Origin of the sequence: Mycobacterium sp. (assembly GCF_965229265.1) — a bacterium.
GTDB lineage: Bacteria > Actinomycetota > Actinomycetes > Mycobacteriales > Mycobacteriaceae > Mycobacterium.
This window is the reverse complement of sequence record NZ_CBDDIY010000011.1, coordinates 1,070,154-1,086,414: the sequence shown is the minus strand read 5'-3', so window position 1 is coordinate 1,086,414 and position 16,261 is coordinate 1,070,154. Positions and strand designations below refer to the sequence as shown.

Annotated in this window: 14 protein-coding genes and 1 pseudogene; 7 read left to right on the top strand and 8 right to left on the bottom strand. The window is 69.0% G+C overall.

Annotated elements, in window-relative coordinates; genetic code table 11:
• Window positions 1-132 precede the first annotated feature (132 nt).
• Window positions 133-2,412, top strand: a complete 2,280-nt coding sequence (locus tag ADBZ9K_RS17630) for a molybdopterin guanine dinucleotide-containing S/N-oxide reductase (RefSeq protein WP_526622593.1) — start codon at window positions 133-135, stop codon at window positions 2,410-2,412.
• The gene (locus ADBZ9K_RS17625; protein WP_526622591.1) at window positions 2,409-2,912 is read left to right on the top strand and encodes a hypothetical protein; all 504 of its coding nucleotides are present in this window, start codon (window positions 2,409-2,411) and stop codon (window positions 2,910-2,912) included. The genes ADBZ9K_RS17630 and ADBZ9K_RS17625 overlap by 4 nt, the downstream gene beginning before the upstream one ends.
• Before the next feature lie 8 nt (window positions 2,913-2,920).
• Here the strand turns inward: ADBZ9K_RS17625 and hflX are convergent, their stop codons facing one another.
• The 5 genes from hflX to ADBZ9K_RS17600 form a co-directional block, all read right to left on the bottom strand.
• Window positions 2,921-4,330, bottom strand: a complete 1,410-nt coding sequence (gene hflX / locus ADBZ9K_RS17620; RefSeq protein WP_526622589.1) for a GTPase HflX — start codon at window positions 4,328-4,330, stop codon at window positions 2,921-2,923.
• Between the two features lie 68 nt (window positions 4,331-4,398).
• Window positions 4,399-5,268: a diaminopimelate epimerase gene (dapF, locus tag ADBZ9K_RS17615; RefSeq protein ID WP_526622587.1), complete on the bottom strand. Its 870-nt coding sequence runs from the start codon at window positions 5,266-5,268 to the stop codon at window positions 4,399-4,401.
• A 4-nt stretch (window positions 5,269-5,272) separates the two neighbouring features.
• On the bottom strand, window positions 5,273-6,199 hold the full coding sequence (gene miaA / locus ADBZ9K_RS17610) for a tRNA (adenosine(37)-N6)-dimethylallyltransferase MiaA (protein WP_526622586.1): 927 nt from the start codon (window positions 6,197-6,199) through the stop codon (window positions 5,273-5,275).
• The gene (locus ADBZ9K_RS17605) at window positions 6,196-6,912 is read right to left on the bottom strand and encodes a class III extradiol ring-cleavage dioxygenase family protein (protein WP_526622584.1); all 717 of its coding nucleotides are present in this window, start codon (window positions 6,910-6,912) and stop codon (window positions 6,196-6,198) included. The genes miaA and ADBZ9K_RS17605 overlap by 4 nt, the downstream gene beginning before the upstream one ends.
• A gap of 19 nt (window positions 6,913-6,931) precedes the next feature.
• Window positions 6,932-7,819, bottom strand: a complete 888-nt coding sequence (locus ADBZ9K_RS17600; protein ID WP_526622582.1) for a DMT family transporter — start codon at window positions 7,817-7,819, stop codon at window positions 6,932-6,934.
• Window positions 7,820-8,041: 222 nt separating this feature from the next.
• Between ADBZ9K_RS17600 and ADBZ9K_RS17595 the strand changes: the two genes are divergently transcribed.
• Window positions 8,042-9,367, top strand: coding sequence for a DUF349 domain-containing protein (locus ADBZ9K_RS17595; protein WP_526622580.1), 1,326 nt, complete (start codon window positions 8,042-8,044; stop codon window positions 9,365-9,367).
• A 70-nt stretch (window positions 9,368-9,437) separates the two neighbouring features.
• Here the strand turns inward: ADBZ9K_RS17595 and ADBZ9K_RS17590 are convergent, their stop codons facing one another.
• Both ADBZ9K_RS17590 and miaB read right to left on the bottom strand, forming a co-directional pair.
• On the bottom strand, window positions 9,438-10,040 hold the full coding sequence (locus ADBZ9K_RS17590; protein WP_526622578.1) for an Rv2732c family membrane protein: 603 nt from the start codon (window positions 10,038-10,040) through the stop codon (window positions 9,438-9,440).
• Window positions 10,028-11,560, bottom strand: coding sequence for a tRNA (N6-isopentenyl adenosine(37)-C2)-methylthiotransferase MiaB (miaB, locus tag ADBZ9K_RS17585; protein ID WP_526622759.1), 1,533 nt, complete (start codon window positions 11,558-11,560; stop codon window positions 10,028-10,030). The genes ADBZ9K_RS17590 and miaB overlap by 13 nt, the downstream gene beginning before the upstream one ends.
• Before the next feature lie 127 nt (window positions 11,561-11,687).
• Here miaB and ADBZ9K_RS17580 point away from each other — a divergent pair, with 127 nt between their 5' ends.
• The 4 genes and pseudogenes from ADBZ9K_RS17580 (at window position 11,688) to ADBZ9K_RS17565 (ending at window position 14,798) form a co-directional block, all read left to right on the top strand.
• Window positions 11,688-12,416: an amino acid ABC transporter ATP-binding protein gene (locus tag ADBZ9K_RS17580; protein ID WP_526622757.1), complete on the top strand. Its 729-nt coding sequence runs from the start codon at window positions 11,688-11,690 to the stop codon at window positions 12,414-12,416.
• A gap of 16 nt (window positions 12,417-12,432) precedes the next feature.
• Window positions 12,433-13,227: pseudogene (locus ADBZ9K_RS17575) on the top strand (glutamate ABC transporter substrate-binding protein); the annotation flags it as partial.
• The gene (locus ADBZ9K_RS17570) at window positions 13,222-13,938 is read left to right on the top strand and encodes an amino acid ABC transporter permease (RefSeq protein WP_526622755.1); all 717 of its coding nucleotides are present in this window, start codon (window positions 13,222-13,224) and stop codon (window positions 13,936-13,938) included. The pseudogene ADBZ9K_RS17575 and the gene ADBZ9K_RS17570, both read left to right, overlap by 6 nt.
• Window positions 13,938-14,798 (top strand): amino acid ABC transporter permease, encoded by an 861-nt coding sequence (locus ADBZ9K_RS17565; RefSeq protein ID WP_526622576.1) that lies wholly within the window; start codon window positions 13,938-13,940, stop codon window positions 14,796-14,798. The genes ADBZ9K_RS17570 and ADBZ9K_RS17565 overlap by 1 nt, the downstream gene beginning before the upstream one ends.
• Before the next feature lie 149 nt (window positions 14,799-14,947).
• On the opposite strand, the gene ADBZ9K_RS17560 is transcribed toward ADBZ9K_RS17565, so the two are convergent.
• Complete coding sequence (locus ADBZ9K_RS17560) at window positions 14,948-16,258, bottom strand: alpha/beta fold hydrolase (RefSeq protein WP_526622574.1); 1,311 nt, start codon at window positions 16,256-16,258, stop codon at window positions 14,948-14,950.
• Between the last annotated feature and the right edge of the window lie 3 nt (window positions 16,259-16,261).

The window sequence follows — 16,261 nt, the reverse complement described above, 5'->3', positions numbered from 1 at the left end:
TTGACGGCTGAGTTCTTGTCGAGAGCCATGGTGTTTCCCTCCGGATGACGGCACGGTACTTGCGACGAGAATAGACCAACCGGATGGTTGGTCGCCTCGGGGACCCCACCACCTGGCCTTAGACTTTCGACCATGGGCCGCGCCGTCAGCCTCACGCACTGGGGCGCCTTCACTGCCGATGTCACCGACGGCGAGATCACCGGGGTCACCGCCCTGGCCGGTGACGCCGACCCGTCTCCCCTGCTCGGCAACCTTGCGGGGTCGTTGCGCCACGAATCCCGGATCACCACCCCCGCCATCCGCCGCGGATGGCTGCGCGACGGGCCGGGACCCGCCACCGCGCGCGGAGCCGACGAATTCGTCGCCGTCAGCTGGGACGAGCTGACCGAACGACTGGCCGGCGAGTTGCGCCGCGTCGTGGACACCCACGGCAACGGGGCCATCTACGGCGGCTCCTACGGCTGGGCCAGCGCCGGGCGGTTTCATCACGCCCAGAGCCAAGTCCATCGCTTTCTGAAAATGCTTGGCGGATATACCTTCTCGCGGCATTCCTACAGCCTGGGCGCAACCGGGGTGATCATGCCGCGGGTGGTCGGCACGCACGACGACCTGTTCAAGCGATCCACCGCCTGGGACGTCATCGTCGAGCACACCGATCTACTGGTTTGCTTCGGCGGGGTGAACCTAAAGAACACCGGGATCAACCACGGCGGCACCACCGCCCATCCCGCCCGCGATGCGCTGCACCGGTTCCGCGCCAAGGGCGGAACCATCGTCTCGATCAGTCCGCTGCGCAGCGACGTCGACGGCGACTGCCGCTGGCTGCCCGCGGTGCCCGGCACCGATGTGGCGGTCATGCTCGCCCTGGCCTATGTGCTGGCTACCGAGAACCTCGCCGATCGTGAGTTCCTGCGGACCTACTGCACCGGCTACGAGCGGTTCGAGCGCTACCTGCTGGGCGCCGACGACGGCGTGCCGAAGTCGCCGCAGTGGGCCGCGCGCCGCTGCGGACTGGACGCCGAGGTGCTGACCGAATTGGCACGAACCATGGCCGCCCAGCGCACCATCGTCACGGTCAGCTGGTCGCTGCAGCGGTTGCGTTTCGGCGAACAGGCCCCATGGATGGGCCTGACGCTGGCGGCCATGCTCGGCCAGATCGGCCTTCCCGGAGGCGGTTTCGGCCACGGATACGGCTCGATGAACGAACCCGGGCTGCCGCCGCTACGCTACCGCCTGCCGTCGTTGCCGCAGGGCGCCAATCCGGTGCAGACCTTCATCCCGGTGGCGGCGATCAGTGACATGCTGCTACACCCGGGCGAGCAGTTCACCTACAACGGCCGCACCCTGACCTACCCCGACATCAGGTGCGTGTACTGGGCCGGCGGCAATCCGTTCCACCACCACCAGAATCTGCCGCGGCTGCGCCGGGCCTTGGCCCGCGTCGACACCGTTGTGGTCCACGACCCGTACTGGACGCCGATGGCCCGCCACGCCGATATCGTCGTTCCGTCCACCACAGCGTTCGAACGCGACGACTATTCCGGGTCGCGCAACGACCCGCTGTTGGTGGCGATGCCCGCACTTGCCGCGCCCTACGCGCAATCCCGGGACGACTACACGACGTTCGCCGCGCTCGCCGAGCGGCTGGGCTTCGGTGAACGGTTCACCGAAGGACGCACCGCTCGGCAATGGCTGGTGCACCTCTACCAGAAATGGGCGGCCGAAATCGAGGTCGCGGTGCCCGATTTCGACCAGTTCTGGGCCGACGGGCTCCTGCGGCTACCGGTCGAGGCGGGCCTGACGCTGCTGGCCGACTTCCGGGCCGACCCGCACGCACATCCGCTGGCCACCCCGAGCGGCAAGATCGAGATCTTCTCTCGCGACATCGATAGCTTCGGCTACCCCGACTGCGCGGGGCACCCCCGCTGGTATGAGCCGGCGGAGTGGCTGGGCGGCCGGCGCGCCGAGCGCTATCCGCTGCACTTGATCGCCAACCAGCCCGCGACACGGTTGCACAGCCAGCTCGACGGTGGTGCGGTGAGCCAGGCCGCGAAAGTTCAAGAGCGCGAGCCGATCCGGATGCATCCCAGTGATGCGGCCGTCCGTGGTCTGGCCGGCGGCGAGGTGGTGCGGGTGTTCAACGACCGCGGATCGTGTCTGGCCGGGGTGGTTCTGGACGAGGCGCTGCGCCCCCAGGTGGTGCAGCTGTCCACCGGCGCATGGTACGACCCGCTGGACCCCTCGGACCCCGATTCGCTGTGCGTGCACGGCAATCCGAATGTCCTGACCGACGATGTCGGCACCTCGTCGTTGGCCCGCGGCTGCACCGGCGCGGCGGTGCTGGTGCAGGTCGAGAAGTTCAGCGGCCCGCTACCCCCGGTGCGCGCCCACCAACCACCGGTGATCCGATGACGCAGGTCGTCACCGTCACCGAAGGCGGCCGCGACCTCACCTTCAGCTTCCAGGACATGAACCGCTACCACGGCGGTGGCTCACCGGCGGGGGTGGCGACGGCCTTCACGGTCCTGCGGCAGGCTTTCTCGGTACTCTCGCCGGGCACGCCACCGCCGCGCCGCTGCGTGACGATCCGGACCGCGTTTCGCGGGCCCGGCGCCCGCGACGGGTTCGAGGCGGTCACCCGGGCAGTCACCGACGGTCGGTTCACCGTCGACCGCACCCTGGTGCGCCCCGACCTGGGTCGGCTGCGCGAGGACTTCGTGTTCGCCGTCGGTATCGACGCCGGCACCATCACACTGAGCCTGCGCGACGGCTTCGTCACCGAGGAGTTCATCGACGCCGCCCGCGCGCAGAACCGAACCGCGGAGCAGGAAGCGCGTCTCGACGTCCTGAAAGCTCAACTGGCCGAACGTCTCCTGGCCAGCCCACTCGACCAGCTCTACGACCTCGACTGAGGCCGCGGCTAGGTTGCGTACTGGCGAAGACCGGCCGCCAGCGCGGCGGGCACCCGTGCCTTGAGCCGGGTGCCGGCCTCGGTGTGCTCGGTGGCGTCGACATGACCGTCGTTGTGCAGCCGGGCCACCAGGTCACCCCGGTCGTAGGGGATGGTGACGTCGACGGTGACCTCGCGCGGTTCGACGAGCTCACTGAGCCGGCTGCGCAGCCGGTCGAGCCCTTCGCCGGTGTGGGCGGAGACGAAGACCGCACCCGGCAGGGCGCGGCGTAACTGGGCCAGCGTCAGATCATCGGCGGCATCGATCTTGTTGACCACCAACAACTCCGGAGCCGGTGGCGCGTGGTGGTCGTTCTGGACCTCGCGGATGACCTGGCGCACCGCCTCGATCTGAGCCATCGGGTTGGAGTCGGATGCGTCGACCACGTGCACCAGCAGGTCGGCGTCGACGACCTCCTCGAGGGTGGACCGGAAAGCCTCCACCAGCTGGGTCGGTAGATGCCGGACGAAACCGACCGTGTCGGTGAGCACGAATGTCCGGCCGTCCTCGAATTCCCCACGGCGGGTAGTCGGTTCGAGCGTGGCGAACAACGCGTTCTGCACCAGCACCCCAGCCCCGGTCAGCGCGTTGAGCAGACTGGACTTGCCGGCATTGGTGTAGCCGACGATCGCGATCGACGGCACGTCGCTGTGCAGCCGGCGGCTGCGCTGAGTGTCGCGGATCTGCTTCATGTCCTTGATCTCGCGCCGCAGCTTGGACATCCGCTCGCGGATGCGGCGACGGTCGGTCTCGATCTTGGTCTCACCGGGTCCGCGGGTGCCGACACCACCGCCGCTGCCGCCGGCGCCACCGCCCTGCCGCGACATCGACTCACCCCAGCCGCGCAGCCGCGGAAGCATGTACTCCATCTGGGCGAAGGCCACCTGCGCCTTGCCCTCCCGGCTGGTCGCGTGCTGGGCGAAGATATCCAGGATCAGGGCGGTCCGGTCGATGACCTTGACCTTGACCACCTTTTCCAGCGCGTTGAGCTGGGCGGGGCTCAGTTCACCGTCGCAGATGACGGTGTCGGCGCCGGTGGCGATGACAACCTGGCGCAACTCCTGGGCTTTGCCGGAGCCGATGTAGGTGGACGGGTCGGGCTTGTCGCGGCGCTGGATCAGCCCCTCGAGCACCTCAGAGCCCGCGGTTTCGGCCAGTGCGGCCAGCTCGGCCAGGCTGGCCTCGGCGTCGGCGGCGCTGCCCTCGGTCCAGACGCCGACCAGGACCACCCGCTCCAGACGCAACTGGCGGTATTCGACCTCAGAGACGTCGGCGAGTTCGGTGGACAGCCCGGCGACGCGGCGCAGTGAGGCGCGGTCTTCCAGGGCGAGTTCGCCGAGGCTGGGCTCGGCGGACGGGGTGAAGTCAGATTTGGTCATAGGCGGTTATCGATGGTGTCACGCCGGTACAACGTCGCGCACCTCAATAACGTCCCCAGCTTCGGCGATCAGTGCTGGGCCGCCCACCACGCGTCGGCCACCTCACCGCTCGCCACCAGCACCGATGGCCCCCGCAGGTAGCTGGTGGTGTCGGTGACGTCGACAGTGACCTCCCCACCGGGGATGCGGACCCGCAGCGTGCCCGTGGGCGCGCCGAGATGATCCAGCGCAGCGACGGCGGCGGCCACCGTCCCGGTGCCGCAGGATCGGGTCTCCCCCACACCGCGTTCATGCACCCGCATCGAAACCACGCCGTCGACCGGCGACGTCAGCACCTCGACGTTGACCCCGTCGGGGAACTGCGCGGAGTCGAAGTCCACCGGTGCGGCGACGTCGAGCCCGGCCAATGCGGCCTCGGTGAGGCCCGGGTCGAGGCAGGCCAGGTGCGGGTTGCCGACATCGACGCCCACGCCGGTGAACAGCCGGCCGCCAACGGTCGCGCTGCCGGTCCCGAGCCGGTTCACTTTGCCCATCTCGACGGTCACCTCGGCGTCCAGGTCATCGGCGTGGTGCACCACGACCGGCCGAGGGCCGGCCAGCGAACCGACCACGAACTCGTCGCGGTCCTCCAGGCCGCTGGCCCGCAGATAGTGGGCGAACACCCGCACGCCGTTGCCGCACATCTGGGCGATCGACCCGTCGGCGTTGCGGTAGTCCATGTACCAGTCGGCGGCGTCCACGCCTTCGGGCAGCCGATCGAGCACCCCGGCCGCGACGACCGCCCCGGCAGTGGTGACCCTGAGCACCCCGTCAGCGCCCAGCCCGCGGCGCCGGTCGCACAGCGCCGCCACCGCGGCCGGCGCCAGGTGCAGCTGCGCGTGCAGGTCGGGCAGCACGACGAAGTCGTTCTGAGTGCCGTGCCCCTTGGTGAAGATCACCTGCTCAGGATACGTCCCGCCACCGATCGATCACCGCGGCGGCGAGTGCGGACGCCGACCCGTCGAGCCAGTGGATGCGGTGGTCACGACGAAACCACGATCGCTGCCGTCGCACGTAGCGCCGGGTGCCGATGAAGGTCAGTTCGCGCGCCTCGGCGACCCGCTCGCGGCTGCCGCCGGCATCCAGCGCGGCGATCACCTGTCCGTAGCCCAGCGCGCGGGCGGCGGTCACCCCTTCCCGCAGCCCGCGGTCCAGCAGGGCCCGTACCTCCTCGACCAGGCCCGCCATGAACATGGCGTCGGTGCGGCGCTCCAGCCTCTCATCGAGAGTTTCTGTCTCCCAATCCAATCCGAAGATCACCGTGTCCCAGCGGGGCGTTCCGATCCGCGGTGCCGACGCGGCGAAGGGCTGCCCGGTGAGTTCGACGACCTCCAAGGCCCGCACGATCCGTCGCCCGTCGGTGGCCAGGATCGCCGCCGCGGCCGCCGGGTCCCGGCGGCCCAGTTCGGCATGCAGGGCCGCGACCCCGATCTCGCCGAGCAGCCCCTCCCAGCGGGCCCGCACCTGCGGATCGGTGGCCGGGAACGCCCAGTTGTCGAGCAGCGACTGGATGTACAACATCGACCCGCCGACGATGATCGGCACCGCACCGCGCGCCGCGATCGCCTCGACGTCGGCGGCGGCGGCCTCCTGGTAGCGGGCAACGGTGGCGGTCTGGGTCACGTCGAGCACGTCGAGCTGGTGGTGCGGGATGCCGTGGCGTTCGGCGACGGACAGTTTCGCGGTGCCGATGTCCATCCCGCGGTACTGCTGCATCGCGTCGGCGTTGACCACTTCGACGCCGATCTCTCCCCTCAATCGCTCGGCGACCTCCAGGGCGAGCGCGGACTTGCCGGTGCCGGTCGGCCCGATCACCGCGATCGGTCTCACCGGACTCGCTCCGGACGTACGTCCCCCGCCGGAGCCCACACGCCGACGAAATAGCCCACCCCATACGGCGCACCGCGCACCAGTTCCCTGGCCGCGTGCGGGCCGGGACCGGCGAGTCCGGCCAGCACCTGATAGGCAACCCGCCCGACGATGCCCGCCGGCAGCCAGGTCAGTGCGGCGGTCTCGCCCGCAGCCAGGACGTCGTCGAGGGCAGCCTGCACCGCGGCTGCCGCCGGGTCGTACCCGCCCGGAGCCGGCGGCGTCAGCGTGTTGGCACCGTCGGCCACCACCAGCACACCCACCGGGGCGTCGGCGGCGTCGATCTCGGCGCGCAGGTCCCGGCCGCGCGCCAGCGCGGTGTCGGCGTCCTGGTCAGCGCGGTACACCCGGACCTCGGCGCGGGCCGCCGGGTTGGCCAGTCCCCGCAGCCAGCCGGTGACCAGCGCGCACAGCGGCAGTGCGCGCACGGTCGGCTCGGCCTCCGGCGACAAGGTGACGCCGACGTCGACGCCGTACCCGGCGAAGGTGCCCCGGGCCTGCGAGCCGATGACGACCTCGTCGGCCCCGACACCGATGGCGATCCAGCGGTCCGGCAGCTCGGCGGCGGCCGCCACCGCCGCGGTGCGGAAGTCGGCGACTTCGGCAGCCGCCGCGCCGGCCAGCTCGGGCACCAGAACCGGCGCCGACGGGGTCAGGGCGATCGCGGTCAGCACGTCCCACACGGTAGTGCGGTCAGCCGGGCACACCCTCGGCGGCGGGCGTGGCGCCGGCAGTGGCTTCGCCGTGGGCGAGCGCCGCCGTGGCGGCCACCATCACGACGACGGCAGCGATCAGCACGAACCAGCCAGTCTCACCGGGTCGCAGCGCCTCGCCGAGCACGAAGATGCCCAGCACCGAGCCGACCAGCGGTTCGGTGACCGTCATCGTCGGCAACGACGCCGCCATGGAACCGGCCCGGAACGACGACTGCTGCCAGGCGGTGGCGGCCACCGCCACCAGCGCCCACGCGTAGAGCTCAGGCGCGGACAGCATCGCCCAGATGCCGTGACCCAGGCGCTCGACGACGCCCTTGGTCAGCACCGCGAACAGGCCCCACAGCGACCCGGAGACCAACGCGAGCAAGACCGCCGCCGCCGGCCTGCCCGACCAAATCCGGGCTCCGAGCACGCACAGCACCAGCGCGGGACCCATGACGGCGGCCACCGAGATCCACAGCTCGAAGCCCGCCCGGGAGTGCCCTTCGGTCGGGTTGCCGACGGTGACGATCACGGCCACCGACGCGGCCAGCAGCACCGCCCACAGCCACTGCGCCCGGGTGATCCGGCGGTGCGCGACGTAGGCACTGATCGGCAACGCGAACAGCAGCGAGGTCACCAGCAGCGCCTGGACCAGCAGCACCGAGCCGAACCCGAGCGCGGCCGCCTGGAACCCGAATCCGGCCCCGCCCGCCAGACTGCCCACCCACCACACCTTGTCCCGCAGCAGCCGGGTGAACAGCTCAACGTGACCGACCTGTTCGTCGGTGACGTCGTGGGCCGACCGCTGCTGGATGACATCGCCGATCGCGATGAAGAACGCGGCGCACAGCGCCAGCAGGGCAGCGATATCCGCTCGTGCCATGACCGATTTCCTCCGACCTCGAACTGGTCAGCCTGCCCGCCCATCGGTGGCATGTGCAACCGGTACGCCCCAACCCGGGCGCACGCCCGCCATCAACCTGGTTCAATACCAACGAGGGCGGCCGCCTGCACTTCGGCGGCGCCGTCATCCATGCAGCACTGGCGCCGCGTCGCGCGGCAGATGCGCGGGTGTTACCGCGCGGAGGGGTAAGTGAGGCGAGCCATGACCATCGACGAACCGCACGCCGGCGAGCCACCCAGGCCGGCTCCCCGACCGGGACCGCCGCGGCCCGTTCCCAAGCCGCACCCGGCTGCCGCCCCGGTGTCCGCGCCGCCGTCGAGCGACCCGCACCGGTTCGGCCGCATCGACGACGACGGCACGGTATGGCTGATCACCTCGGCCGGCGAACGGTCCATCGGTTCCTGGCAGGCCGGGGACAACGAGGCGGCGTTTGCCCACTTCGGCCGGCGTTTCGAGGATCTGGCTACCGAGGTCACGCTGATGGAAACGCGGCTGGCGTCGGGCTCTGGCGACGCCCGCAAGATCAAGGCGGCCGCCGCCGCGCTGGCTGAAACCTTGCCGACAGCAAGCGTTTTGGGCGATCTCGACGGGCTTGCCGAGCGGCTGGCCGCGATCCGCGATCACGCCGAGGAGACCGCCGCGGCCGACCGTGCCCGCCGCGAGGAGCAACGTGCGGCGCAGACCGCACGCAAGGAGGCGCTCGCCGCCGAGGCCGAGGAGCTAGCCGCCAACTCGACGCAGTGGAAGGCCGCCGGCGACCGGCTACGCACCATCCTCGACGAGTGGCGCACCGTCACCGGCCTGGACCGCAAAACCGACGACGCGCTGTGGAAGCGCTACTCGGCAGCACGCGAGACGTTCAACCGGCGCCGCGGCTCGCACTTCGCCGATCTCGACCGCGAGCGCGCCGGGGCCAAGCAGGCCAAGGAAGAGTTGTGCAAACGCGCCGAGGAACTGTCGGGTTCCACGGACTGGGCCGCGACGGCGGGGGCGTTCCGCGATCTGCTCGCGCAGTGGAAGGCGGCAGGCCGGGCCTCCAAGGACGTCGACGACGCGCTGTGGCATCGGTTCAAGTCAGCTCAGGACACGTTCTTCGCCGCCCGCAACGCGGTCAGCGCCGAGCGCGACGCCGAATTCCACGCCAACGCGGCCGCCAAGGAGGCCCTGCTAGCCGAGGCCGAGAAGCTCGACACGTCGAATCCGGACGCGGCCCGCTCGGCGCTGCGGACGCTCACCGACAAGTGGGACGCGATCGGCAAGGTCCCTCGCGAGCGGGGCCCCGAGCTCGAGCGCCGGTTGCGCGCGGTGGAGAAGAAGGTCCGCGACGCCGCCGACTCCGGCCGCATCGACCCCGAAGCCCAGGCCCGTGCCGAGCAGTTCCGGGCCCGCGCCGAGCAGTTCGAGCGCCAAGCCGAGAAGGCGGCCGCGGCCGGCCGCACCAAGGACGCCGAGCAAGCCCGGGCCAGCGCCGAGCAGTGGCGGCAGTGGGCCGACGCCGCGGCCGAGGCGCTGGGCAAGAGGCGCTAGCGCGCCGCCTCGAGATCGACGTTTGGGCGCGATCCACTCGCAGTTCGCCGCCCGATTGTCGGTTTGGGCGTCAGGGCTTGGGATCGCTGGGCGGGGTCTGCTCGCCGCCTTCGCGGCGGTCCACGTCCTCCAGCAGCGAGCGGGACTGACGCTCGGCGGCTTCCTGACGGCGTTGTGCCTCGGCCGCCAACTGCACGGCGGTGCGAGTCCACACCACCCGCGCCCAGTGGAACGTCAGCAAGATGACCGCGAACCACCCCACCAGCAGGCCGATGCCCGGGCCGGGATGACCGTGCCCGGCCGTCTGGCGCGACCAGACGGCCAGCAACCCGAGCGCGCTGGCCAGCGCGGAACCGGCCAACGCGATCCAGGCCAACGCCCAGCGCCGGGTCAGCAGCGCCAGCATGGAGAATCCCACGCCGAAGACCAGGGCCAGCCAGCTGAACACCCGCGAGGGCAGCGCGATGCCGACGCTCAGTGCCTTGTCGTCGCCGGTCAGGACGTCGATTCCGCGGGCTCCGCCGGTGTGCGGCAGGATCAGCGACACCAGCAGGATGAACACCAGGATTGCCACCACCAGCGCGCGGCCACCCGGCTGGATCTCGCCGGCGACCTTGCGTTCGGCCGCCTCGATTTCGGCCCGGTAGGACTCGAAGTCACTCATCGTGCACATCCCGTCGTCGTCTGTTCGACGGGTGGCCTGCCCACCGGAGGCAGCCCCAACCCGACCGTGCGGGGCCGCTGGCCCGCCGCGTGGGCGTCGCCGGCGCGGGTCCGGCGGTAGCTGCGCAGCGGCGCGTCGGCGATCAGGTGGTGCGGCGCGGCACCGGTCACCGTGGTGGTGACGATGTCGCCGGGGCGCACCTCGGTCTGCCCCGGGGTGAAATGCACCAGCCGGCCGTCGCGCGCGCGTCCGCTCATCCGGGCGGTGCTGGCGTCCTTGCGGCCCTCGCCGGTGGCGACGAGCAGCTCCACTTCGGTGCCGATCTGCGCGCTGTTCTCCTCAAACGAGATCTGCTCCTGCACTGCCAGCAAGCGCATATAGCGTTCCTGCACAACCGCTTTGGGAAGCTGGCCGTCGAGTTCGGCAGCCGGGGTGCCGGGCCGCTTGGAGTACTGGAAGGTGAACGCCGCGCAGAACCTGGCCGCGCGCACCACATCGAGGGTGGCGGCGAAATCCTCCTCGGTTTCACCGGGGAACCCGACAATGATGTCGGTGGTGATCGCGGCGGCGGGCATCGCGGCACGGACCCGTTCGATGATGCCCAGATACTTCTCGGCGCGGTAGGACCGGCGCATCGCCTTGAGCATGCGGTCGGAACCGGACTGCAACGGCATGTGCAGCGCTGGGCAGACGTTCGGGGTCTGTGCCATCGCCTCGATGACGTCGTCGGTGAATTCGGCGGGATGTGGCGAGGTGAACCGGACTCGCTCCAACCCGTCGATGCCGCCGCAACTGCGCAGCAGCGCAGCGAACGCGCCGCGATCGCGCGGGGTGGCCGGATCGTCGAACGAGACGCCATAGGCGTTGACGTTCTGGCCCAGCAGCGTGATCTCCAGTACGCCCTGGTCGACCAGCGAACGCACCTCGGTCAGGATTTCGTCGGGGCGGCGATCCACTTCCTTGCCGCGCAACGACGGCACGATGCAGAACGTGCAGGTGTTGTTGCAGCCCACTGAGATGGAAACCCATGCCGCGTAAGCAGATTCGCGGGCAGCGGGCAGTGTCGAGGGGAATTCCCGCAGAGATTCGGCGATCTCGACCTGGGCCTGCCGGTTGTGCCTGGCCCGCTCCAGCAGAGCGGGCAGGGACCCGATGTTGTGGGTGCCGAACACGACGTCGACCCACGGCGCCTTCTGCAGCAGGCCCTCTCGGTCCTTCTGGGCCAGGCAGCCCCCCACCGCGATCTGCATATCGGGGTCGGCCTGCTTGCGCGGGGCCAGGTGGCTGATGTTGCCGTAGAGCTTGTTGTCGGCGTTCTCCCGCACCGCGCAGGTGTTGAACACCACGACATCAGCGTCGGTCCCCTCGGGGGCCCGGCGATAGCCGGCGGCCTCCAACAGCCCGGCCAGCCGCTCGGAGTCGTGCACGTTCATCTGGCAGCCGTAGGTGCGGACCTGATAGGTACGCCCGGCCGCCGAGTGCGACGGATCGTCCGCCGCTCCTCCCGCTTCAGAGCCCTGGGTCAGCACCGATGTCACACGCTCATCGTACGGAGCGGGCCCGGCGACGGAGAAATCGCAGAATCCGTCATCACCCAGCAAACTGAGGGTTCCCTGGGTATGGTCTGACGGCATGGGACGCGACGGTGGTGGACCGATGATTTCGATCAAGGGCGTCAACAAACATTTCGGCGACCTGCACGTGCTCAAGGACATCAACCTGGACGTCGACAGCGGCCAGGTGGTTGTGGTGCTCGGGCCCTCGGGGTCGGGCAAGTCGACGTTGTGCCGGACTCTCAACCGGTTGGAGACGGTGGATTCCGGCACGATAGCGATCGACGGCGAGCAATTGCCTGCCGAGGGCCGCAAACTGGCCCAGCTGCGATCCGATGTGGGCATGGTCTTCCAGTCGTTCAATCTGTTCGCCCACAAGACGATCCTGGAGAACGTCACACTGGCGCCGGTCAAGGTGCGCAAGCTGGGCAAGGACAAGGCCAGGGAGCGCGCGATGGCGCTGCTCGAACGGGTCGGAGTGGCCAACCAGGCCGACAAGTATCCGGCGCAGCTGTCCGGTGGCCAGCAGCAGCGGGTGGCCATCGCGCGGTCGCTGGCGATGAATCCCAAGGTGATGCTGTTCGACGAGCCGACCAGCGCGCTGGACCCCGAGATGGTCAACGAAGTGCTCACGGTGATGACCTCGCTGGCCTCGGAGGGCATGACGATGGTCGTGGTGACCCATGAGATGGGCTTCGCGCGGCGCGCCGCCGACCGGGTGGTGTTCATGGCCGACGGAGCGATCGTCGAAGACGCGTCGCCCGCCGAGTTCTTCGACAATCCGCGCTCCGAACGTGCCAAAGACTTCCTCGGCAAGATCCTCAACCACTAACAGCGAAAGGCACGGCATGCCGTCACGGACTGTGCGCCTGCTGGTGATCGCGATGCTGTTGGCGCTGCCCTTTGTCGCCACCTCGTGCGGGGCCGACGGGAAAAAGATCACCATCGGTACCAAATTCGACCAGCCCGGGTTGGCGGTGAAGAAACCCGACGGGACGATGGCCGGTTTCGACGTCGACGTCGCCACCTATGTCGCCGGCCAGCTCGGCTACAAGCCGGACGAGATCGACTGGAAGGAGGCGCCGTCCGGCCAGCGTGAGACGCTCATCCAGAATGGCCAGGTCGACTACATCGTGGCGACCTACTCGATCACCGATGCCCGCAAGCAGAAGGTCGACTTCGCCGGGCCGTATCTGGTGACCGGACAAAGCCTGCTGGTGCGCGCCGACAACACCGACATCGCCGGCCCGGAGTCGCTGCAGAACGGTAAGCGACTGTGCTCGGTTTCGGGTTCCACACCGGCCCAGCGCATCAAGGACAAATACCCCGGTGTGCAGCTCCAGCAGTACGACACCTACTCGGCGTGCGTGGAGGCGCTGCGCAACGGCGCCATCGACGCGGTCAGCACCGACCAGGTGATCCTGGCTGGTTTCGCCGCCCAGTTCCCCGGTGCGTTCAAGATCATCGGTGAACCGTTCTCGGTGGAGCGCTACGGAATCGGACTGCGCAAGGGCGATAAGGAACTTCGCCAAAAGATCAACGATGCCATCATCAAGATGGAGCAGGATGGCAGCTGGAAAACGGCGTTCGACAAGAACCTCGGCGCCGCCGGAATCGTCGCACCGACTCCCCCGCCGCTGGACACCGGCGCATCCACCGCCAGCGCCGAGAACGTTCAGATCTTCAGCAAGTACCGCAGCCAGATCCTGAAGGCGTTCTGGACGACCATCCAACTCACCGTGTTCTCCGCGATCGGGGCGTTGATACTCGGCACGATCCTGGCGGCGATGCGGTTGTCGCCCATCCCGACGCTCAACTGGCTCGGGACCACCTACGTCAACACGGTGCGCAACACCCCGCTGACGTTGATCATCCTGTTCTGTTCGTTCGGTTTGGCACAGACCCTGGGGGTCACGCTGAGCGACTCCACGTCGCCGACATCGATCGCGGACAGCAACTTTCGGCTGGCGGTGCTCGGTTTGACGGTCTACACCGCCTCGTTCGTGTGTGAAACAGTGCGCTCCGGGGTCAACACGGTGCCGCTGGGTCAGGCCGAGGCGGCCCGTTCGCTCGGGTTCACGTTCGGGCAGAACCTGCGGATCGTGCTTCTCCCGCAGGCCTTTCGGGCGGTCGTCATCCCGCTGGGCTCAGTGCTGATCGCCTTGACGAAGAACACCACCATCGCCTCGGCCATCGGTGTGGCTGAGGCGGCGCTGCTGATGAAGGAGATGATCGAGAACACCGCGGCACTGCTCGTGGTCGGCAGCATCTTCGCGGTCGGATTCTTGATCCTCACTCTCCCGCTGGGACTGCTATTCGGATGGCTAGGCAAGCGTTGGGCGGTGGCGCGGTAATGAGCGGTTCGGTTCTCTTCGACGCCCCCGGGCCCCGGGCGCTGGTGCGCAACCGGGTGATCTCGGTGGTCACCCTGGTCATCATCGCCCTGGTGGCGTGGGTGGTCGTCGCTCAACTGGCCGGCAAGGGTCAGTTGAGCGCAGCCAAGTGGGAGCCGTTCACCACGGCCAACCTGTGGAAGACCTATGTTCTGCCGGGTATCCAGGGCACCTTGACCGCGGCAGCCCTGTCGATCGTGCTCGCCGGGATCCTGGGATTGCTGCTGGGTGTGGGACGGTTGTCAGAAATCGGCGCAGTGCGCTGGCCGTGCGCGGTGATCGTCGAATTCTTCCGAGCCGTGCCGGTGCTGATCATGATGATCTTCGCCTACTTCCTGTACGCGCTCTACGACGTGTTCCCGTCCAGCCAGCTGGCGTTGGCCGGTGTGGTGACGGGGCTGACGCTGTACAACTCCGCCGTGATCGCCGAGATCGTGCGAGCGGGCGTCAAGACGCTCCCACGCGGGCAGTCCGAGGCCGCGGCCGCGCTGGGGTTGCGGTCGGGGCAGACGATGCGGGCAATCCTGTTGCCGCAGGCGATCACCTCGATGTTGCCGGTGTTGGTGTCCCAGCTCGTGGTGGTGCTGAAGGACACCGCGATCGGCTACCAGATCACCTTCGTGGAGATGGTGCGCCAAGGCACCGTCGTCGGATCGTCCTACGGCAACTACATTCCGGCGCTGATCGTCATCGCGGTGTTGATGATCAGTGCCAACTTCGCACTGTCGTCGGCGGCGACACGGCTGGAGCGACGGTTGCGAAGCTCCAAGCGGGGTCCAGCACCGATGCATGTACAAGCCGAACTGGAGCCCGGGGACTGACGGTTGAGCCCGGGCGTGGGAAGGAAAGCACGCCGCGTATCGGCGTCCTGTCCCAACGAACGACGGGTCGACGCCGTCCCCGCGGCGGCATCCCGAGCTCACGCGCATGCTGCTGCGCCCGGCCAGCGGTGAGTCGATCGGCTGCCGTCTCAGCCACTCGGCGGGCGGGCCCACGGATCGGCCGCTGACGGCCAGGGTGGCGTCTCCAGGGGCTGCCCGGTGATGAACTCCGTGACCAAGCGGGTGAACAGTGCCGGCTGGTCATCCGCAATGCCATGTCGGGCGTTGGCGACGGGAACGAGGACTGCTCCAGGGATGGCATCGACGTAGCGCCGCGTGACCGGCCAGTGGATGAAATCACACTGTGCCGCCAGGACGAGTGCCGGGACATGTGCCCGTGCCAGGGCGGGCCGGGGGTCGGCGGTGGTTGCGAAATCCGAGGCGAGCATCTGATTGCTGTAGAAGCCCTGCAGGTTGCGATGCGCCGCGGCCCGGGGCCGGCCAGAACACGCCGTGGCGCTGCGACCGGTCAGCGCAACTGCCCTCATCCAACTGTCAGCTTCCCGGTCCGGCACGAAAGCGTGGGCCGCGTCCGGGTTGACCTCGAGCAGAAGGCTCTGGAGCAGCGTGCGGGGTCGTCCGGTGAGCGTTGCGTAGTCGCGGTGCTCGGTAGCGTCGCGTGTCGGCCAGGGTTCGCCGACGGCCTCGTCGAGACCACCCCAGATGGTGCCGGGCGTGACGAAGACCGCCCGCTCGACGCGATCCGGGTGACGTGCCAGGTACTGGGCGAGTAGCGAGCCACCCCAGGATCGGCCGATCAGGATCATCTTCTGCGCGCCGACCGCGCGTCGCACCTCATCGAGGTCGTCGAGGGCGTGCTCGACGGTGTACTGGGTGATGTCACTCAATCGAGAGGACCGGCCCGCCCCGAGTTGGTCATAGGCATAGACGTCGTAGCCGAGTGCGGCCAGTTCCGCACTGCCCGTTGGCAATCCCTCCCCTGGCGTGCCTGGACCGCCGTGCAGGAACACAACAGGCGCATGCTTGTCGGACGTTGGGGCCGCCGGAAGGTGGTAGTAGGCCAGCCGGCCGTGAGGAATCGACCAGTAGTGGACTCCCACCGGATCGGCTTCGACCGGCATCGAGGGGAATCGGTCGAAGAGGGTGAATCCGGCGGCGAGCGCCACGACGATCGCCAGGCCGAGGCCAACCCCAGCGGTCGATCGCCACGTGCCGTTGAGCCGGAGAATCTTGCGAACCGCGAGCATGGTCACCAGGCCGCCCGCCACCAGAGCAAGATAACCCGCGCCGAGGAAGACCCACGGCGCCGGGACAAGACGGGCCGCGAGCAGCAGAACGGCAAGGGCGAGCACGCATGCCAGGATTACGCCGGTCACGAGCGCCGCGACTGCGACCGCCACCCGTACGCAAAAGCGTCCCGATTGAGCGACGACTGCCACCGA

What these genes read in the sequence shown, in the direction of transcription:
- ADBZ9K_RS17595 (WP_526622580.1), top strand. Translation starts at nt 8,042, where the DNA reads ATGACCATCGACGAACCGCACGCCGGCGAGCCACCCAGGCCGGCTCCC.
- ADBZ9K_RS17630 (WP_526622593.1), top strand. Translation starts at nt 133, where the DNA reads ATGGGCCGCGCCGTCAGCCTCACGCACTGGGGCGCCTTCACTGCCGAT.
- hflX (WP_526622589.1), bottom strand. Translation starts at nt 4,330, where the DNA reads ATGACCAAATCTGACTTCACCCCGTCCGCCGAGCCCAGCCTCGGCGAA.
- ADBZ9K_RS17590 (WP_526622578.1), bottom strand. Translation starts at nt 10,040, where the DNA reads ATGTGCACGATGAGTGACTTCGAGTCCTACCGGGCCGAAATCGAGGCG.
- ADBZ9K_RS17580 (WP_526622757.1), top strand. Translation starts at nt 11,688, where the DNA reads ATGATTTCGATCAAGGGCGTCAACAAACATTTCGGCGACCTGCACGTG.
- ADBZ9K_RS17625 (WP_526622591.1), top strand. Translation starts at nt 2,409, where the DNA reads ATGACGCAGGTCGTCACCGTCACCGAAGGCGGCCGCGACCTCACCTTC.
- ADBZ9K_RS17600 (WP_526622582.1), bottom strand. Translation starts at nt 7,819, where the DNA reads ATGGCACGAGCGGATATCGCTGCCCTGCTGGCGCTGTGCGCCGCGTTC.
- ADBZ9K_RS17565 (WP_526622576.1), top strand. Translation starts at nt 13,938, where the DNA reads ATGAGCGGTTCGGTTCTCTTCGACGCCCCCGGGCCCCGGGCGCTGGTG.